Below are 17,065 nucleotides of genomic sequence, written 5' to 3' on the forward strand. Positions count from 1 at the left end.
ATCGGGAACAGTGTGCACCGGAAGGCGAACCCATCGTCCCGGTGCACGCCCCTGCCATCACCTTGGCGGGGGCACCCGTGATTTCCGCTCCGGCGGTCCGCACCGGGACCCGGGCGCGCTGTTCCCACGATGACGAGAGTGTCGAATGTCTGTAACCGTATTGGCGGATCCCGCGCTGTATGCCGGGACCATTGATTTCAACATTTCCGGGGTGGCCGACCAGTTCTGGCAGCTCACCGTCGACGGTTTGAGCTACGGCGCGATCTACGCGCTGGTGGCCGTCGGCTACACCCTGGTCTACGGTGTCTTGAGGCTCATCAACTTCGCCCATTCCGAAGTGTTCATGTTCGGCATGTTCGGACAGTATGTCGGATTGGAGCTGCTGGGATTCTCCGCCAGTGGGAACACCTATTCCGAGGGCCTGCTGATGACGATCGTCTACCTGCTGGTGGCGATGTTGATCGGCATGGCGGTGTCCGGTGCGACCGCCGTCGGCTTGGAGCGGGTGGCCTACCGGCCATTGCGCAAGCGCGGCGCCAAACCGCTGATCTTCCTGATCACCGCGATCGGCATGTCCTTCGTGCTGCAGGAGTTCGTGCATTACGTCCTGCCGAAATTCGTGCACGGGCTGGGCGGCACCAATCCGCAGCAGCCGATCAAACTCGTCGAGCCCAAACAGGAATTCTCCCTGTTCGGCGCCTCGGTGACGAATGTGGCGATCGTGATCGTGCTGGCGGCCGTCGCGCTGGCCGCGCTCACCGAGATCCTGATCAACCGGACCAGATTCGGCCGCGCCATCCGCGCGGTCGCCCAGGACCCCGACACCGCGACGCTGATGGGCGTCTCGCGCGAGCGGGTCATCATGCTGACCTTCCTGATCGGCGGTCTGCTGGCCGGCGCCGCCGCGACGCTCTACACCCTGAAGGTGCCGCAGGGCATCGTGTTCAACGGCGGATTCATCCTGGGCGTCAAGGCGTTCAGCGCCGCGGTGCTCGGCGGTATCGGCAACCTGCGCGGCGCGCTGCTGGGCGGTTTGCTGCTGGGCCTGGCCGAGGACTACGGCCAGATCCTGTTCGGTACCCAGTGGCGCGACGTGGTCGCGTTCGTGGTGCTGGTGGCGGTGCTGATGCTCCGTCCGACCGGCATCCTGGGCGAGAGTCTTGGGAAGGCCCGGGTATGAGTGAGGCGACGAAGGTTCCGGTGACCTCCACCGCACCGCAGCAGCCGCGCGGTGTGGGTGATGCGATTCGCGGCTGGTGGAGCGGGTTGTCCCGGCCCGCGCAATGGGCGTTCGGCGTGCCCGCGGTCATCGTGCTCGGGCTGATCGCGCTGTTCCCGCCGCCGGGGATCAACACCCCCGGCACGAGTTTCGGCGGGGTGATGGCGCAGTTCGCGATGTACGCGCTCATCGCGATCGGCCTGAACGTCGTGGTCGGTCAGACCGGCCTGCTCGATCTGGGTTATGTCGGTTTCTATGCGGTCGGCGCCTATACGGTCGGAATTCTGACCAGCCCGAACAGCCCGTTCCACAGCGACTCCGGTGTTTTCGATTCGAAATGGGCCTGGCTGCTGTGCGTGCCGCTGGCAATTTTGGCGACCGCGGCCTCGGGCCTGATTCTGGGCACCCCGACGCTGCGACTGCGCGGTGATTATCTGGCGATCGTGACCCTCGGATTCGGTGAGATCGTGCGATTGCTCGCCGACAATCTGGGCGGGATCACCAACGGCAGCCTCGGGTTGTCGGCCATCTCGTATCCGCATCTGGGCGAGTCGAAGACTCATACCGGCGGCTATTTCTCGTCCGGAAATCTCGGTGATCGGAATTCCGGGAATCTGCTGGATCGCGCGAATTCGGGTGTCTGGTGGTTCTGGATCGGCATGCTGCTGGTGGTCGTGGTGCTGATGCTGGTCGGCAATCTGGAGCGCAGCCGCGTCGGCCGCGCCTGGGTCGCGATCCGCGAGGACGAGGACGCCGCGGAGATCATGGGCGTGCCCACTTTCAAATTCAAGCTGTGGGCGTTCACCATCGGCGCGGCGGTGGGCGGTCTGTCGGGCGCGCTGTACGCCGGTCAGGTGCAGTTCATCAATCCGACCGGATTCAACGTCATCAACTCGATGCTGTTCCTGTGCGCGGTGGTGCTGGGCGGTCAGGGCAACAAGCTCGGCGTGATCGTCGGCGCGTTCCTGATCGTGTACCTGCCGAACCGGTTCATGTCGGTGAACGTGGCGGGACAGTCGTTGGGCGACTTCAAATATCTGTTCTTCGGTCTCACGCTGGTGGTGGTGATGATCTTCCGTCCGCAGGGGCTGTTCCCGGCGCGGCAGAAATTGCTCATGTACTCCAGGCAGGTGTATCGAGCGGTGCGGCCTGCGCGGGCCACCGAGGTGACGGGAGCGGGCGCATGACCGGGCCGGGCGCTGGTGGCGCGCTGTTCGACAACGAGGACATGTCGGCGGGATATGCCGCCGAGCCGGAGGCGGGTAAGGCCGGTGTGGTGGACGTCGGCGCCGTCGTTCCGGAGCTGGCTGATACCCAGGTCGTGGCGGAAGTCGTTGCGCCGCACCGGGAAATCGAGACCGCGGTCGGTGAGCCGCTGCTGCGCACCGACGGGCTCACGATGCGGTTCGGCGGTCTGACGGCGCTGGATTCGGTGAGTTTCGAGATCCGCCGCGGCGAGATCCTCGGGCTCATCGGGCCCAACGGCGCGGGCAAGACGACCTGTTTCAACGCCATCACCGGGGTGTACCGGCCGTCGGCGGGCACGGTGTTCTTCGACGGCAAACCGCTGACCAAGACCAAGCGCAATCAGATCACCCGGCTGGGCATCGCCCGGACCTTCCAGAACATCCGATTGTTCGGGGAGATGACGGCGCTGGAGAACGTGGTCGTCGGCACCGACGCCCGGCACCACACCTCGGTGCCCGGCGCGGTGTTCCGCAGCCCGCGGCATCGTCGCGAGGAACGCGACGCCATCGAACGCGGTATGGCGCTGCTGGAGTTCGTCGGCATCGCTCCCCGGGCGGTGGAGAAGGCGCGCAATCTGTCCTACGGCGATCAGCGCCGGCTGGAGATCGCCCGCGCGCTGGCGACCGAGCCGAAGCTGCTGTGCCTGGACGAGCCCGCCGCCGGATTCAATCCGAGCGAGAAGTCCGCGCTGATGGATCTGATCCGCAAGATCCGTGACGACGGCTTCACCGTGCTGCTGATCGAGCACGATATGCGGCTGGTCATGGGCGTCACCGACCGGATCGTGGTGCTGGAGTTCGGGCGCAAGATCGCCGACGCGCTGCCCGAGCAGATCCGGGACGATCCCGCGGTGATCGCGGCCTACCTCGGTGTGCCGGACGAGGAGGCAGCGGCGGAATTGGCCGATGCCTCCCGCGAGTCCGAACCTTCGGTATTCGCGAACCCGGCCGCGGCGGCCGACACCGCGGTGCTTCCGGTCTACCTGGACGAAGATCCGCGCCCCGCAGGCGCCGGGGGCGCGGACCCCGATGTGCCGTTCCGGATGCCCGAGAACGCCGGATCCGGCCCGGCGGCGACGGGATCCGGCGCTGTATCACCGAGCGCGCTGATCACCGGCGGTCCGGGACAGGGCGGTTCCGAACCGCTGCTGGTGGTCGAGGACATGGTCGTCAGCTACGGCAGAATCCAAGCGCTGCACGGTATTTCGCTGCAGGTCGCACAGGGCGAGCTGGTGACCCTGCTGGGCGCCAACGGTGCGGGCAAGACCACCACCATGCGCGCGCTGTCCGGACTGCTGCCGCTCGGTCGCGGGCGAATCACGTTCGCGGGCAGGGACGTCAGCCGGATGCGGGCGCACGAGCGGGTGGTCGAGGGCCTGATCCAGGCCCCGGAGGGCCGCGGTGTGTTCCCGGGCATGACCGTGCAGGAGAACCTCGACATGGGTTGTCACGCACGGCCGTTCAAGCAGCGGGCGGAATATTCGCAGACGCTCGATCGGGTCTTCGAGCTGTTCCCGCGTCTGGCCGAGCGCCGGAAACAGGTGGGCGGCACCATGTCCGGCGGTGAGCAGCAGATGCTGGCGATCGGCCGCGCGCTGATGGCCCGGCCGAAGCTGCTGCTGCTGGACGAGCCGTCGATGGGCCTGGCGCCCATGGTGATCCAGCAGATCTTCCGGATCATCAGCGAGATCAACGCCAACGGCACGACCGTGCTGCTGGTCGAGCAGAACGCGCAGCAGGCGCTGACCCGCAGTCACCGCGCCTACATTCTGGAGACCGGCGAGATCACCAAGACCGGCGGCGGCCGTGCGCTGCTGACCGATCCGGCGGTGAAATCGGCGTACCTGGGCGTCGCGTAACCGGTGCGGGGCCCGGCCGCGCGATGTGCGGCCGGACCCCGCCCGATCCGGTTACCCGATCCGGCGCACGCGGATCCGCGGAGGTCCGGCAACACGTGTCGGTGCCTGTCCCTAGACTCTGTGCCGTGACTTCAGCCACCAGCGATCAGCGCCCGAGCACCGTGCCCGCAGCCACCGAAGGCGAGCGGCCGACCCTGTTGTTGCTGGACGGGCACTCGCTGGCCTATCGCGCGTTCTTCGCCCTGCCCGCGGACAATTTCAAGACGGTCACCGGGCAGACCACCAATGCGGTGTACGGGTTCACCGCGATGCTGATCAACCTGTTGCGCGACGAGAAGCCCACCCACGTCGCCGCCGCGTTCGACGTCAGCCGCAAGACCTTCCGCACCGAGGCGTATCCGGAGTACAAGGCCAACCGCTCGCAGACTCCCGACGAGTTCCGCGGTCAGGTGGAGATCACCCAGGAGGTCCTGGGCGCGCTGGGCATCCCGGTGATGGCGATCGACGGCTACGAGGCCGATGATGTGATCGCCACCCTGACCACCCAGGCGGTGCCGCAGGGGTACCGGGTGCTGATCGTCACGGGCGACCGGGATTCGCTGCAACTGGTCACCGACGACGTCACGGTCCTGTACCCGAAGAAGGGCGTCTCCGAACTCACCCGGTTCACCCCCGACGCGGTGCAGGAGAAGTACGGCCTGACCCCGGGCCAGTATCCGGATTTCGCGGCCCTGCGCGGCGACCCGAGCGACAATCTGCCCGGTATTCCGGGCGTGGGGGAGAAGACCGCGGCCAAGTGGGTGCGCGAATACGGCGATCTGAACACGCTGGTGGATCGGGTCGACCAGGTGAAGGGCAAGGTGGGTGATGCGTTGCGCGCCAACCTGTCCAGCGTCGTGCTCAACCGTCAGCTGACCGAGATGGTCAAGGACGTCCCGCTGCCGTACACCCCCGATCAGCTCGCCCAGCAGCCCTGGGACAGGGACCGGATCCACCGTCTGTTCGACGACCTGGAATTCCGCGTGCTGCGCGATCGGCTGTTCGACACCCTCGCCGCGCCCGAGCCCGAGGCCGAAGGCGGATTCGAGATCAGCGGCGGGGCGATCGAACCGGGCGGCGTGGCCGACTGGCTGACCGAGCATGCCAAGGCCGGTGTGCGCCACGGTATTTCGGTCGTCGGCACCGGAACTCCGGTGAACGGTGATGTCACCGCGATCGCGATCTCCGCGGCCGACGGCGAGGGCGGCTATTTCGACGCGGTCGCGCTGACTCCGGAGGACGAGGCGGCGCTGGGTGCATGGCTGGCCGATCCGAAGACCTTCAAGGCCGTACACGAGGCCAAGGCGGCCATGCACGCGCTGCGCGGGCGTGGCTGGCGCCTGGCCGGGCTCGCCAGCGATACGGCGCTGGCCGCCTACCTGGTCCGCCCCGGCCAGCGCACCTTCAACCTGGACGATCTGTCGCTGCGCTATCTGTCCCGCGAGCTGCGCGTGGAATCGGACGCGCAGCCGCAGCTGTCCCTGCTGGACGAGGAGGGCCAGGTCGACGCCGAGCTGGCCCAGGCCGAGATCCTGCGTGCCCGCGCGGTGGCCGATCTGGCGCAGGCCCTCGACGTCGAGCTGGAGCGCATCGAATCCACCAGGCTGCTCACCGAGATGGAACTGCCGCTGCTGGGTGTGCTGGCCGAATTGGAGGAGGCGGGTATCGCCGTCGCCGTCGACGAACTCGAGCAGCTGCAATCCGAATTCGCCGATCGCGTCGCCGACGCCGCGAGCGCGGCCTACGAGGTGATCGGCAAGCAGATCAATCTCGGCTCGCCCAAGCAGCTGCAGGTGGTGCTGTTCGAGGAACTCGAGATGCCCAAGACCAAGCGCACCAAGACCGGATACACCACCGATGCCGATGCGCTCGAGTCGCTGTTCGAGAAGACCCAGCATCCGTTCCTGGAGCATCTGCTCGCCCATCGCGACGCGACCCGGCTGAAGGTGACCGTGGACGGCCTGCTCAAATCGGTCGCCGACGACGGCCGCATCCACACCACCTTCAATCAGACCATCGCGGCGACGGGCCGGTTGTCCTCGACCGAGCCCAATCTGCAGAACATCCCGATCCGCACCGACACCGGCCGCCGCATCCGCGACACCTTCGTCGTCGGGCCCGGCTGCGAGTCGCTGATGACCGCGGACTACAGCCAGATCGAGATGCGGATCATGGCGCACCTGTCCAAGGACGCGGGGCTGATCGAGGCGTTCAATTCGGGGGAGGACCTGCACACCTTCGTCGCCTCCAAGGCGTTCGACATCCCGATCACCGAGGTGCACCCGGAGATGCGCCGCCGGATCAAGGCGATGTCCTACGGTCTGGCGTACGGACTGTCCGCCTACGGGTTGTCCCAGCAGCTCAAGATCAGCGCCGAGGAGGCCAAGGCGCAGATGGAGGTCTACTTCTCCCGGTTCGGCGCGATTCGCGACTACCTGCACGAGGCGGTCGAGCAGGCCCGCAAGGTCGGATACACCGAGACGTTGTTCGGCCGTCGTCGCTATCTGCCCGATCTGGATTCGAGCAACCGCCAGCGTCGCGAGGCCGCCGAGCGGATGGCCCTCAACGCGCCGATTCAGGGCACCGCGGCCGACATCATCAAGGTGGCCATGATCAACGTGCAGCGCGCGGTGAAGGAGGCCGGGCTCGCCTCGCGCACCCTGCTGCAGATCCACGACGAACTGCTCTTCGAGGTGGCTCCGGGTGAGCGCGAGCAGCTGGAAGCCCTTGCGCGCGAACATATGTCGAAGGCCATCGAGCTGTCGGTGCCGCTCGAGGTCTCGGTGGGAGTCGGGCGCAGCTGGGATGCCGCCGCGCACTAGCGACAGTAGAAAACCGTGGCCGCCGGTCGGATGAGGGGGACGCCCGGCGGCCACGGAGTCGGTCGGCGCATGGCGCGCGCCGTGTCCGTTCGGGCCGGTGGACCCGCCCCGATGTGGCTCTTACCTGACCAATCGTGCGTTGCCCGGCTTAGGGCCGGATGATAGCGACCTTCGAGAAGCCTGAGAACGTGATCGCGCGGCGATAACGACGATGTATCCGTCGCGCGAATCGGTGTGACGAATCTGGGCTGAACAGACACTGCGTCGCGATTGCTTGAAGGTTGCCGTTATCTCTGGTGGGGCCTCGAGCGTTGGTTTTCGCACGTCGATCGAGTTGCTGGGGTCGTTGTCGGCCGTTGGTGTGCCGTTTACGGACGATTGTGACGAAGTTACCCATCGGTTACGCGCCGATGTGGTTGCCATCGGAGGTAACAGTCCATATTCTCGAAGCCGTGCCGAATCCCGCCGCTAGCCACAGCGCCGCTCGCAATGTCGCCGACCGCGACTGTGCGGCGCTAATGCCGCTGACCGCGATGGTGGCTACCGGTCGACTTCTCGTAGTTCTCCGCCGTAGCGGGGTCTGATTCGGACCGGCCCCTCGCTGCGGCCGTAGAACCTTTTCACTGCGCTGGTCCCCTCTGTCAATCGGATACGACACGCCTCGGGAAGACCTAGTCAAATGACACTGACAATCGACACTGCCTTCATCACCGCCGCCCCCCGCGCCCTGCGCGCCGAGAGCGCCGGACTGACCCCCGCCGAGTTCCACGAGCGGTACTGCGATCTTGCGGGCCCGGTCAAACTCGGCGACTGGATACCCGCCGGGCAGCCGCATGCCTCGGCTACCTACACCGCCACCCTCGAATTCAACGACCACCTGCGGACCGTCGTGTCCACCGGCAATCCGGTGGGCGCGCTCACCTCGGCTCTCTACGAGGAGGGCTATCCGATCGAGATCCTGCAGTTCCACCAGCGGCAGACCGCTTCGGGCATAGCGACTTTCGTGCGGTGCGAGTTCAACGGCCGCTGCGGCTGGGGTGCCGCCCTCGCCGACGATGGCGCGGAATCCTCTGTGCGGGCGATGCTTTCGGGCGTCAACTCGTTCGCCAACTGATACCCGTACGACTCGCCCCCGCCGCGAACGACGCGGCGGGGGCGAGATGCGTGTTGTGACGGGGACCGAGCCTCACTCGCCCTGCGGCGCGGACTGCTCGGCGATCTGCTTGCGGACGTCGTCCATGTCGAGTCCCTTCACCTGGGTGACCAGATCCTCGAGGGCGTCCGGGGGGAGTGCGCCGGGCTGCGCGAACACCAGTACACCCTCACGGAAGGCCATGATCGTCGGGATCGAGCGGATGTTGGCCGCCGCCGCCAGGCTCTGCTCGGCCTCGGTGTCGACCTTGCCGTGCACCACGTCGGGGTGCTTGTCCGAGGACTTGTCATAGGTCGGCGCGAACTGCTTACACGGTCCGCACCAGTCGGCCCAGAAATCGACGAGCACGACGTCGTTTCCGGTGACGACCTCATCGAAGTTCTGAGCGGTCAATGTCTGGGTGGCCATGGGGTCCTCTCCTGTCGGTAACGCCCTGTACAACACAGGACGCCGCACTTACCTTCCCCGCTCCCCGCTCCCCCGTCTCTCCGCGCCTTCAGCGTGTCGTCGGCTGCCTCGGGAGTGAGGCTTCGGGGCGGCGGTTGGGATGTGATCGGGTTTCGGTGTTCCCGGCAAGTTACCCAGGTGCTTGCGAGATCAATCGTTGCGGGGGCGGCTAGCGCCGCTAGGGCACGCTGTCGAATGGGGAACGCCTATCGCAGGCTCTTGCCTGGTAGTCACCCTCGGTGGTCGGTGGTCGGTGGTCGGTGGTCGGTGGTCGGTGGTCGGTGGTCGGTAGTCGGTGGTGGGCGGGCGGTGGCGGGCGGTCGGGAAGGCGGGGATGACGTGGGCAGTGTGGGTGGCGTGGGGCAATGAAGACATGGTGGAGCGTTGCGCTGGAAGGTTGCTTGGAAGGGGGAGAGGTGACCCGGGTGTGGGCCGGGTGGGATGGAAGTTGAGGATGGGGTGGTGACTTCGGAGACGGTTCGGCTGGGGTTGATCAATGGTGACGGCATCGGGCCGGAGGTGGTGCGCGCTGCCCGGGAGGTGGCCGACGAGGCGTTGGCGGCGGCGGGTGGGCCCGCTGTGGAATGGGTGCGGCTGCCCATGGGACTGAGTGCGATCGACGAGTTCAATGATCCGCTGCCGCTGGTGACGCTCCAGGCGCTGGCGGGATTGGACGGCTGGATTCTCGGTCCGCACGACAACGCCTCGTACCCACCGGAATTCCGCACGCTCGCACCGCCGGGCGGGGCGATCCGCAAGCGGTTCGACCTGTTCGCGAACATCCGTCCCGCGCGGGCGTTCGCGGGGGTGCGGGCGGTCGCGCCGGAGACGGATCTGGTGATCGTGCGGGAGAACAGCGAGGGGTTCTACGCCGATCGCAATATGTTCGCTGGTTCGGGTGAATTCCGGCCGACGCCCGATGTGGCGATGTCGGTCGGGGTGATCACCCGCGACGCCAGTGTCCGGATCGCGCACGAGGCGTGCGCGCTTGCGTCGGCTCGGCGCAGACATCTGACCATCGTGCACAAGGCCAATGTGCTGCCCATGACGATGGGCTTGTTCCGCGACGTGTGTTACGAGGTGGCCGCGGGCTATCCGGACGTTCGGGTGGACGATGAGCACGTCGACGCGGCCGCCGCTCATCTGGTCCGCGCGCCAGGCGATTACGACGTGCTGGTCACCGAGAACCTGTTCGGCGACATCCTGTCCGACCTGACCGCCGAACTCGGCGCCTCGCTCGGTACCGCCGCCTCGCTCAATTGCTCACGCACCCAGGCGATGGCCCAGGCCGTGCACGGCGCGGCGCCGACGTTGGCCGGACGCAACCGAGCCAATCCGGCTGCGCTGCAACTGTCCACGGCAATGCTGTTGCGCTGGTTGGGATCTCATCGCGCGGAGCCGACGCTGGCGCGGGCGGGCGAACGCATCGAACGCGCGGTGGCGGCGGTCTTCGAGGCCGGTATCGCCACGGCCGACCTGGGCGGGCTCGCTTCTACCAGCGAGTTCACAGAGCAAGTACGCGCACGCGTGCATCGGTGGTGATAGGGTCCCGGACTCGGCGTGTATGGGAGGTCGTCGCACTCGGCGAGGATTAACCTTCGGTAACCAACCGGCGCAGCCGGTCCGAATCGCATACATTTCGAACGGCGGGCGATGTCGTGTTATCGCTCACCCAAACATGGAGGGCTGCTGTGTCTGTTCGATCCGGAGCTCGCGGGTACATTCTGCGAGCCGCATGTGTTGTCGCCGGTGGTGCGTTGCTGCTGACGGGCTGTGCCAAGAACACCGAGAGCACCGCCCCCGCGGTGGCCAAGGTCAAGGTCAGCAAGGTCGACGCCCTCGCGGCACAGGTGCCCGATAAGGTCAAGCAGGCAGGCAAACTCGTCGTCGGGGTCAATGTTCCCTACTCGCCCAACGAGTTCCGGGATCCGTCCTCGGGCAAGATCGTCGGCTTCGACGTGGATCTGATGGACGCGGTGGCCACGACGCTGGGGCTGACGGCCGATTATCAGCAGGCCGATTTCGAGAAGATCATTCCCAGCATTCAGGCGGGCACGTACGACCTGGGCATGTCCTCGTTCACCGACAACACCGATCGCGAGAAGTCGGTCGATTTCGTCGATTACTTCTCCGCGGGCAGTCAGTGGGCCCAGCAGAAGGGCGCGTCCATCGACCCGAACAACGCCTGCGGCAAGAAGGTCGCGGTGGAGCGCACGACCGTGCAGCAGACCGACGAGCTCCCGGCCAAGAGCAAGGCGTGCACGGACGCCGGTAAGGCCAAGATCGATATCGTGGCCTTCGACGATCAGGCCGCCGCGGCGAACGCGCTGGTGCTGGGGCAGGTGGACGCCTTCTCCGCGGATTCGCCGGTGACCGCCTACGCGGTCAAGCAGAACCAGGACAAGATCGAGACCGACGGCCCGATCTTCTCCTCCGCGCCGTACGGCTGGCCGGTGGCCAAGGGCTCGGCGCTGGGACCTGTGCTGCAGGCCGCGGTACAACATCTGATGGACGACGGCGACTATCGCAAGATCTGCCAGAACTGGGGAGTCGAGCAGGGCGCGATCACCAAGTCGGTCATCAATGGAGCCAAGGGCTGATCTAGTGAGTTCACCGGACCCGGACAACGCGCGCGCCGCCGGGGCGGTCGCCGCACCCGCCGAGCCCGCGCCGATCAAGGCGGTGCCGCTGCGGCGGCCGGGCCGGTGGGTGGCAGCGGTCGTCATCACGGTCCTGTTCGCCCTGTTCGTCTACGGCGCGGCCACCAACGACGGCTACCAGTGGAGCACCTACCGCGATTACCTGTTCGATGTGCGGATCACCGAGGGCGCACTGGTCACCCTCGAGCTGACCGTGCTGGCCATGGTGATCGGCGTGGTACTGGGCGTCACCCTGGCGGTGATGCGGTTGTCGCCCAATCCCGTGCTGCGCTCGGTGTCGTGGGGGTACCTGTGGATCTTCCGTGGGACGCCGGTCTATGTGCAGTTGCTCTTCTGGGGCCTGTTCCCGTCGCTGTACAAGGTCATCGAGCTCGGAATCCCTTTCGGCGGACCGCATTTCACGCACTGGAACGTGCAGCAGTGGCAGGCGCCCTTCCTGTTCGCCATGATCGGTCTCGGCCTGAACGAGTCGGCGTATATGGCCGAAATCGTCCGCGCCGGAATCAATTCCGTGGACGAGGGGCAGCGGGAGGCGTCCTACGCCCTGGGCATGTCGTGGTCGCGGACCATGTGGCGCACCGTGCTGCCGCAGGCGATGCGGGTGATCATCCCGCCCACGGGCAACGAACTGATCAGCATGCTCAAGACCACGTCGCTGGTGACGGCCATTCCGCTGACCACCGATCTGTACGGCCGGGCGCACGACATCTCGAGCGTCAACTTCCGGCCGGTGCCGCTGCTGCTGGTCGCGGCGACCTGGTACCTGGTGATCACCAGTGTGCTGATGGTCGGGCAGTACTACCTCGAGCGGTACTATTCGCGCGGCGCGACCCGGCGGCTGACCGCCCGGCAGTTGCGCGCGTTGGCCGAGACCACAGTCGTGAAAGAGCCAGGCAAATGACCTCTGCCACAACCGCTTACGCCCGCGCTCAGGACACTTCGATGATCAGCGCACAGCAGGTGTGCAAGAGCTTCGGCTCGCTGCAGGTACTCAAGGGCATCTCGCTCGAGGTGTCGCGCGGGGAGGTGATGTGCCTGATCGGTCCGTCCGGCTCGGGCAAGTCCACCTTCCTGCGCTGCATCAACCACCTCGAACAGGTCAATGCCGGACGGCTGTACGTCGACGGGGATCTGGTCGGCTATCGCGAGAAGGGCGGACGGCTCTACGAGCTGCATCCGCGCGAGGCCGCGCGGCAGCGCCGCGATATCGGCATGGTGTTCCAGCATTTCAACCTGTTCCCGCACCGCACGGCCCTGGAGAACATCATCGAGGCGCCGACCCAGGTGAAGAGGATCCGCAAGGCCGACGCGATCGCCCGCGCCGAGGAACTGCTGGACCGAGTCGGCTTGGCGGACAAGGCGGGTTCCTACCCGGCGCAGCTCTCCGGCGGTCAGCAGCAGCGGGTCGCGATCGCGCGGGCATTGGCGATGGACCCCAAGCTGATGCTCTTCGACGAACCGACCTCGGCACTGGATCCCGAACTGGTCGGCGAGGTGCTGGGCGTGATGCGTGAGCTGGCCGCGTCGGGGATGACCATGGTGGTGGTCACCCACGAGATGGGTTTCGCCCGCGAAGTCGCCGATCAGCTGGTCTTCATGGATGGCGGCATCGTGGTGGAGTCGGGTGATCCCCGCAGCGTCCTGTCCGATCCGCAGCACGAGCGCACGAAGACGTTCCTGTCCCGAATCCTGTAGCGCGGCACCGGAGTTCGAGGCAACCGGCTGGTTCGCGTAGCGCCACTGGCGCGCAGCGGAAGGTGTGCGGCCTCGAGGCCGCACAGTCGGAGGATGTCGGGCTGCGGATCGTGTGGCTCGTTCCGGCGGGCGAGGTGGCCGAGGTCTGTTGCGCGATGGCGACTTTCGTGAGGCACTTCGAGGGCGTTCGGCTCGGTGAAATGTGCTCCGAGCCCGGCTCAGCGTGGGTGCGAATGCGGCGCGGCCAGGGCGATGCGGAGTTGGCCGAGCAGTACCTTCGCGGCGGGGGCGGCGGCGCGGTCGGCGCGCCAGATCAGGGCCAGGCGGCCGCGTAGTTCGGGTTCGATCTCGACCATGCGCACGCCCGCGGCCGCTGCCTGTTCGGGTGCGAGGTCTGGGACCACCGCGACGCCCAGGCCGCCGGCGGCCAGGCGGATCAGCAATGGTGGTGCGGCAGCCTCGAATTCGACCCGTGGTTCGAAACCCTCGGCAGCGCAGGCGCGTTCGAGGACGCCGCGGATGCCGGTGCCGCGGGACAGGCAGATGAGCGGACGGTCGCGCAGGTCCGAAAGTGTTGTCCGGGAGCCGAATTCCCGGTCATTCGCGGCGACGGCGGCGTTGACGCGGGTGTCGAGGACGATGTCCGCGCCGAGGCCGGGATCGAGTTCGGCCCCGGTCAGCGCGACCAGTGCGATATCGAGATCGCCGCGCCACACAGCGTCGAGCATGCGTTCGGAGGCATCCTCGGTCAGGGTGATCCCGACCTGCGGATGATCTCGGTGGAAGGTCGTCAGCACCGCCGCGATGTCCACCTCGCCGAGGGCCGCGCCGGAGATGAGCCCGATCCGGACGTGGCCGCGCAGCAGACCGGTGAACTCGTCCACGGTATGCGAAATCCGCTGTGCCGCTTGCAATGCCGCGCGCGCGTGCGGCAGCACCGCGGCGCCGGTCGCGGTCGGGGTGATCGATCGCCCGGAGCGCTCGAGCAGTGGCTGGCCCACCTCTTTCTCCAACTGCCGGATCTGGGCGGACAGCCCGGGTTGGGTCAGATGTAGCCGCGTGGCGGCCCTGGTGAAATTGGCCTCTTCGACCACGGTGACGAAGTAACGCAGCTGCCGCAGTTCCATAACTGATAATTATACTGATGAGAAGATCTATCTGTTTTACTTCTGATTTGTGCGCGGGCAGAGTTCGAAATATGACGACTACGTACTCGAATCCCGAACTTCCCGTGGTCACCGGTCCGCTGTTTCTTCCGGACACGCGCGGATACGACGAGGAGATCGCGGGCTTCCAGACCGCCTACACCCACCGGCCCGCCGTGGTGGTCGGCGCACTGCATGCCGAGGATGTTCGTAGTGCGGTGGAATACGCCGCGCGGCAAGGACTTCCGGTGGCGGTGCAGGCGACCGGGCACGGCCTGTCGGTGGCCGCCGACGGTGGGGTGCTGATCAGTACCCGGCGAATGCGGGAGATCACCGTCGACCCGGTCGCCCGCACCGCCCGGGTGGGCGCGGGTGTGCAGGCCGAGGCATTGATCGAGGCGGCCGTCGCGCACGGTCTCGCACCGCTGAACGGGTCGTCTCCGAGCGTCGGAGTGATCGGCTATCACCTCGGCGGCGGCCTCGGCATCCTGGCTCGGACCTTCGGTTATGCCGCCGACCATGTCCGGGCGATCGAGTTGGTGACCGCGGACGGAAGACTGCGCCGGTTCACCCTGGGCGAGGAATTGTTCGGCGCTGTCCTGGGCACGGGCGGCAATTTCGGCGTGGTGACCGCGCTCGAGCTCGAACTCTTCCCGATCACCACGGTCTACGGCGGTCGGCTGATCTTCGACACCGGACTCGTGGAACCGGCCCTCGAGGGATGGCGGCAGTGGACCTGGGACCTGCCCGAGGAGATGACCTCGGCGATCACCATGATGACCATGCCCGATATTCCGGTGATCCCGGAACCGTTGCGCGGCAGGTACATCGCCACCGTCAACATCGCGTACACCGGTTCGGATCGCGCCGGTGAACGCCTCGTCGGCCCGCTGCGCTCGATCGGCCCCCGCCTGATCGACGATCTGCGCGTGATGCCCTACAGCGACACCCATACGATCTACAGCGACCCGCCTTTCCCGCACGCTTACACCGCGACCAACGCGTTGCTGCCGGAACTGACCGCCGATGCGGCAGAGGCGTTTCTGGACGTCACCGGACCCGACGGCCCGGTGACGGTGGTCGCCGGTCTCCGCCATCTCGGCGGTGCGCTGCGTCGTCCGGGCCCGGCGAATGTCGCGGTGGATCACCGCGACGCGGAATACCTCGCCCGATTCATCACCGGCCCCGAAACCGGCGGCACTGTGGTAGGCGACCACCACGATCTGATCGCAAAAGCGTTGTCCGCCTGGACCATCGGCCAGAGCCCCACGTTCCTCTACGGTGCGGGTGAGAGAGCCGACGAGTCCCAGACCCGCGCCGGTTACGGTCCCGCGACATTCGCCCGCCTGGCCGCCCTGAAGTCGGATCTCGACCCGGCGAACCTGTTCCGCTACAACCGCAACATCCGCCCGGCTCGCACGTGAGCGTCTTCGCCCGGGCCACATTCAGTGGCGGCCTGCCCATTTGCGGCTCGCACGGATGTGATTGCCCCCGCGATTCGGGGCACGGCTGCCCCTGGACACCCGCGACATCAGAAGGATATTGTCGTGATATCACTTCAATATTGGGAGGATGTCATGGAGTTGCGGCGAGCCTTTCGGGGCAACGGGTTCTTGATGCTGGTGGTGTTGCTCGTCGTGGGGATCGCCGGGCTGATCGGCGGGGTCGCGGGATCGGGCTCGGCGGCGAACGGGGGCGGCGCCGGGGCGGGCGCCGGAGCCGTGGTCGGGTATGTCGTGCTGGGCATCGCGGTGCTGGCGCTGACCGGGCTGACGACCGTCGGGCCGAACGAGGCGAAGGTTCTGCAGTTCTTCGGCAAGTACATCGGCTCGGTGAGCGACGCCGGCTTCTTCTGGGTGGTGCCGCTGACGACCAAGCGGCGAATCTCGTTGCGGGTGCGCAACTTCGAGACCCAGAAGCTGAAGGTCAACGATTCGGACGGCAATCCGGTCGAGATCGCGGCCGTGGTCGTCTATCGCGTGGTCGACAGCTTCAAGGCGGCCTTCTCGGTCGACGACTACGAGGAGTACGTGCGCACCCAGTCCGAGACCGCGGTCCGGCATCTGGCGACCACGCACCCCTACGATGCCGCACCTGACACGGCGTCCGTGGGGCACTACGCGGTGACGCAGGCCGCCGCTTCCGGGGCCGAGGCTCCCGAATCGCGCACCAGTCTGCGCAACGGCGCCGAGGTGGCCGAGGAGATGACCGCCGAACTGCGTGAGCGCACCGCGATGGCCGGTATCGAAATCCTCGAGGCCCGGATCACCCACCTGGCCTACGCGCCGGAGATCGCTCAGTCCATGCTGGTGCGCCAGCAGGCCAGTCAGGTGGTCGCGGCGCGCAGCCGCATCGTCGACGGTGCGGTGGGCATGGTCGGTATGGCCCTGCAGCGGCTGTCCGACGAGGGCATGGTCGATCTCGACGAGGAACGCAAGGCCTCGATGGTGTCGAACCTGCTGGTGGTGCTGTGTGGTGATCGCGCCGCACAGCCCGTGGTCAACACCGGTACTTTGTACTCCTGATGGTTGCGCGCGAGCCCAAGAAGGTGCTGTTGCGGCTCGATCCGGCCGTCCACGAGGCTATCGCCAAGTGGGCGGCCGACGATCTGCGCAGCGTGAACGCCCAGATCGAGTACGCGCTGCGAAAGGCCCTCGAGCAGGCGGGCCGGCCGCCCAAGCCGCGCGCCGCGCCGGGCCCGGACTGACCGGGCGCGGGTGCGGGAAAGGGGCTCGGGCCGCGGTTCACGAACCGCGGCCCGCTGCCGTTTTCCTGCGCT

At 66.9% G+C, this 17,065-nt stretch carries 14 protein-coding genes and 1 pseudogene; 13 read left to right on the forward strand and 2 right to left on the reverse strand.

The window, feature by feature from the left end; translation table 11 throughout:
* The first annotated feature begins 145 nt into the window (after positions 1-145).
* From NM2_RS14945 to NM2_RS14965, 6 genes and pseudogenes are all read left to right on the forward strand, one after another.
* On the forward strand, positions 146-1,180 hold the full coding sequence (locus NM2_RS14945; protein WP_067668887.1) for a branched-chain amino acid ABC transporter permease: 1,035 nt from the start codon (positions 146-148) through the stop codon (positions 1,178-1,180).
* Positions 1,177-2,406, forward strand: a complete 1,230-nt coding sequence (locus tag NM2_RS14950; protein ID WP_067668889.1) for a branched-chain amino acid ABC transporter permease — start codon at positions 1,177-1,179, stop codon at positions 2,404-2,406. Before NM2_RS14945 ends, NM2_RS14950 begins: the two co-directional genes overlap by 4 nt.
* A 41-nt stretch (positions 2,407-2,447) precedes the next feature.
* Positions 2,448-3,359, forward strand: a pseudogene (locus NM2_RS51595) (ABC transporter ATP-binding protein); the annotation flags it as partial.
* Between the two features lie 270 nt (positions 3,360-3,629).
* Positions 3,630-4,325 (forward strand): ABC transporter ATP-binding protein, encoded by a 696-nt coding sequence (locus tag NM2_RS51600; protein WP_245718045.1) that lies wholly within the window; start codon positions 3,630-3,632, stop codon positions 4,323-4,325.
* 125 nt (positions 4,326-4,450) lie between these two features.
* A complete protein-coding gene (gene polA / locus NM2_RS14960; RefSeq protein WP_067668891.1) occupies positions 4,451-7,186 on the forward strand; it encodes a DNA polymerase I in 2,736 nt (911 codons plus the stop codon).
* 679 nt (positions 7,187-7,865) lie between these two features.
* A complete protein-coding gene (locus NM2_RS14965; protein WP_067668893.1) occupies positions 7,866-8,300 on the forward strand; it encodes an alpha-isopropylmalate synthase regulatory domain-containing protein in 435 nt (144 codons plus the stop codon).
* A gap of 72 nt (positions 8,301-8,372) precedes the next feature.
* Here NM2_RS14965 and trxA read toward each other — a convergent pair whose 3' ends face one another.
* Entirely contained in the window at positions 8,373-8,747 is a 375-nt protein-coding gene (trxA, locus tag NM2_RS14970; RefSeq protein WP_067668895.1) for a thioredoxin, read from the reverse strand.
* A 501-nt stretch (positions 8,748-9,248) separates the two neighbouring features.
* Here trxA and NM2_RS14975 point away from each other — a divergent pair.
* The 4 genes from NM2_RS14975 to NM2_RS14990 all read left to right on the forward strand — a co-directional run bounded on the left by NM2_RS14975 (position 9,249) and on the right by NM2_RS14990 (position 13,141).
* A complete protein-coding gene (locus NM2_RS14975; RefSeq protein WP_439956873.1) occupies positions 9,249-10,328 on the forward strand; it encodes an isocitrate/isopropylmalate dehydrogenase family protein in 1,080 nt (359 codons plus the stop codon).
* A 149-nt stretch (positions 10,329-10,477) separates the two neighbouring features.
* Positions 10,478-11,386 carry an ABC transporter substrate-binding protein gene (locus NM2_RS14980; RefSeq protein WP_245718035.1) on the forward strand — a complete coding sequence of 303 codons (909 nt, stop codon included), beginning with the start codon at positions 10,478-10,480 and terminating at the stop codon, positions 11,384-11,386.
* Positions 11,370-12,347 carry an amino acid ABC transporter permease gene (locus tag NM2_RS14985; RefSeq protein ID WP_067668899.1) on the forward strand — a complete coding sequence of 326 codons (978 nt, stop codon included), beginning with the start codon at positions 11,370-11,372 and terminating at the stop codon, positions 12,345-12,347. The genes NM2_RS14980 and NM2_RS14985 overlap by 17 nt, the downstream gene beginning before the upstream one ends.
* 41 nt (positions 12,348-12,388) lie before the next feature.
* Positions 12,389-13,141 (forward strand): amino acid ABC transporter ATP-binding protein, encoded by a 753-nt coding sequence (locus tag NM2_RS14990; RefSeq protein WP_157121103.1) that lies wholly within the window; start codon positions 12,389-12,391, stop codon positions 13,139-13,141.
* Between the two features lie 218 nt (positions 13,142-13,359).
* Here the strand turns inward: NM2_RS14990 and NM2_RS14995 are convergent, their stop codons facing one another.
* The gene (locus NM2_RS14995) at positions 13,360-14,268 is read right to left on the reverse strand and encodes a LysR family transcriptional regulator (protein ID WP_067668905.1); all 909 of its coding nucleotides are present in this window, start codon (positions 14,266-14,268) and stop codon (positions 13,360-13,362) included.
* Between the two features lie 71 nt (positions 14,269-14,339).
* Here NM2_RS14995 and NM2_RS15000 point away from each other — a divergent pair, with 71 nt between their 5' ends.
* The 3 genes from NM2_RS15000 to NM2_RS15010 all read left to right on the forward strand — a co-directional run bounded on the left by NM2_RS15000 (position 14,340) and on the right by NM2_RS15010 (position 16,993).
* Positions 14,340-15,710: an FAD-binding oxidoreductase gene (locus tag NM2_RS15000; protein ID WP_067668906.1), complete on the forward strand. Its 1,371-nt coding sequence runs from the start codon at positions 14,340-14,342 to the stop codon at positions 15,708-15,710.
* Between the two features lie 153 nt (positions 15,711-15,863).
* Positions 15,864-16,811 (forward strand): SPFH domain-containing protein, encoded by a 948-nt coding sequence (locus NM2_RS15005; RefSeq protein WP_067668908.1) that lies wholly within the window; start codon positions 15,864-15,866, stop codon positions 16,809-16,811.
* Entirely contained in the window at positions 16,811-16,993 is a 183-nt protein-coding gene (locus NM2_RS15010) for a type II toxin-antitoxin system antitoxin (protein ID WP_067668910.1), read from the forward strand. Before NM2_RS15005 ends, NM2_RS15010 begins: the two co-directional genes overlap by 1 nt.
* Positions 16,994-17,065: the final 72 nt, after the last annotated feature.

This window comes from Nocardia miyunensis NBRC 108239 (assembly GCF_001613065.1).
Lineage (GTDB): Bacteria > Actinomycetota > Actinomycetes > Mycobacteriales > Mycobacteriaceae > Nocardia > Nocardia miyunensis.

Coding starts and splice junctions, on each gene's coding strand:
- NM2_RS51600 (WP_245718045.1), top strand. CDS start 3,630: ATGGTCGTCAGCTACGGCAGAATCCAAGCGCTGCACGGTATTTCGCTG.
- NM2_RS14965 (WP_067668893.1), top strand. CDS start 7,866: ATGACACTGACAATCGACACTGCCTTCATCACCGCCGCCCCCCGCGCC.
- trxA (WP_067668895.1), bottom strand. CDS start 8,747: ATGGCCACCCAGACATTGACCGCTCAGAACTTCGATGAGGTCGTCACC.
- NM2_RS15010 (WP_067668910.1), top strand. CDS start 16,811: ATGGTTGCGCGCGAGCCCAAGAAGGTGCTGTTGCGGCTCGATCCGGCC.
- NM2_RS14990 (WP_157121103.1), top strand. CDS start 12,389: ATGATCAGCGCACAGCAGGTGTGCAAGAGCTTCGGCTCGCTGCAGGTA.
- NM2_RS15000 (WP_067668906.1), top strand. CDS start 14,340: ATGACGACTACGTACTCGAATCCCGAACTTCCCGTGGTCACCGGTCCG.
- NM2_RS14950 (WP_067668889.1), top strand. CDS start 1,177: ATGAGTGAGGCGACGAAGGTTCCGGTGACCTCCACCGCACCGCAGCAG.
- NM2_RS14995 (WP_067668905.1), bottom strand. CDS start 14,268: ATGGAACTGCGGCAGCTGCGTTACTTCGTCACCGTGGTCGAAGAGGCC.
- NM2_RS14985 (WP_067668899.1), top strand. CDS start 11,370: ATGGAGCCAAGGGCTGATCTAGTGAGTTCACCGGACCCGGACAACGCG.
- NM2_RS15005 (WP_067668908.1), top strand. CDS start 15,864: ATGGAGTTGCGGCGAGCCTTTCGGGGCAACGGGTTCTTGATGCTGGTG.
- NM2_RS14945 (WP_067668887.1), top strand. CDS start 146: ATGTCTGTAACCGTATTGGCGGATCCCGCGCTGTATGCCGGGACCATT.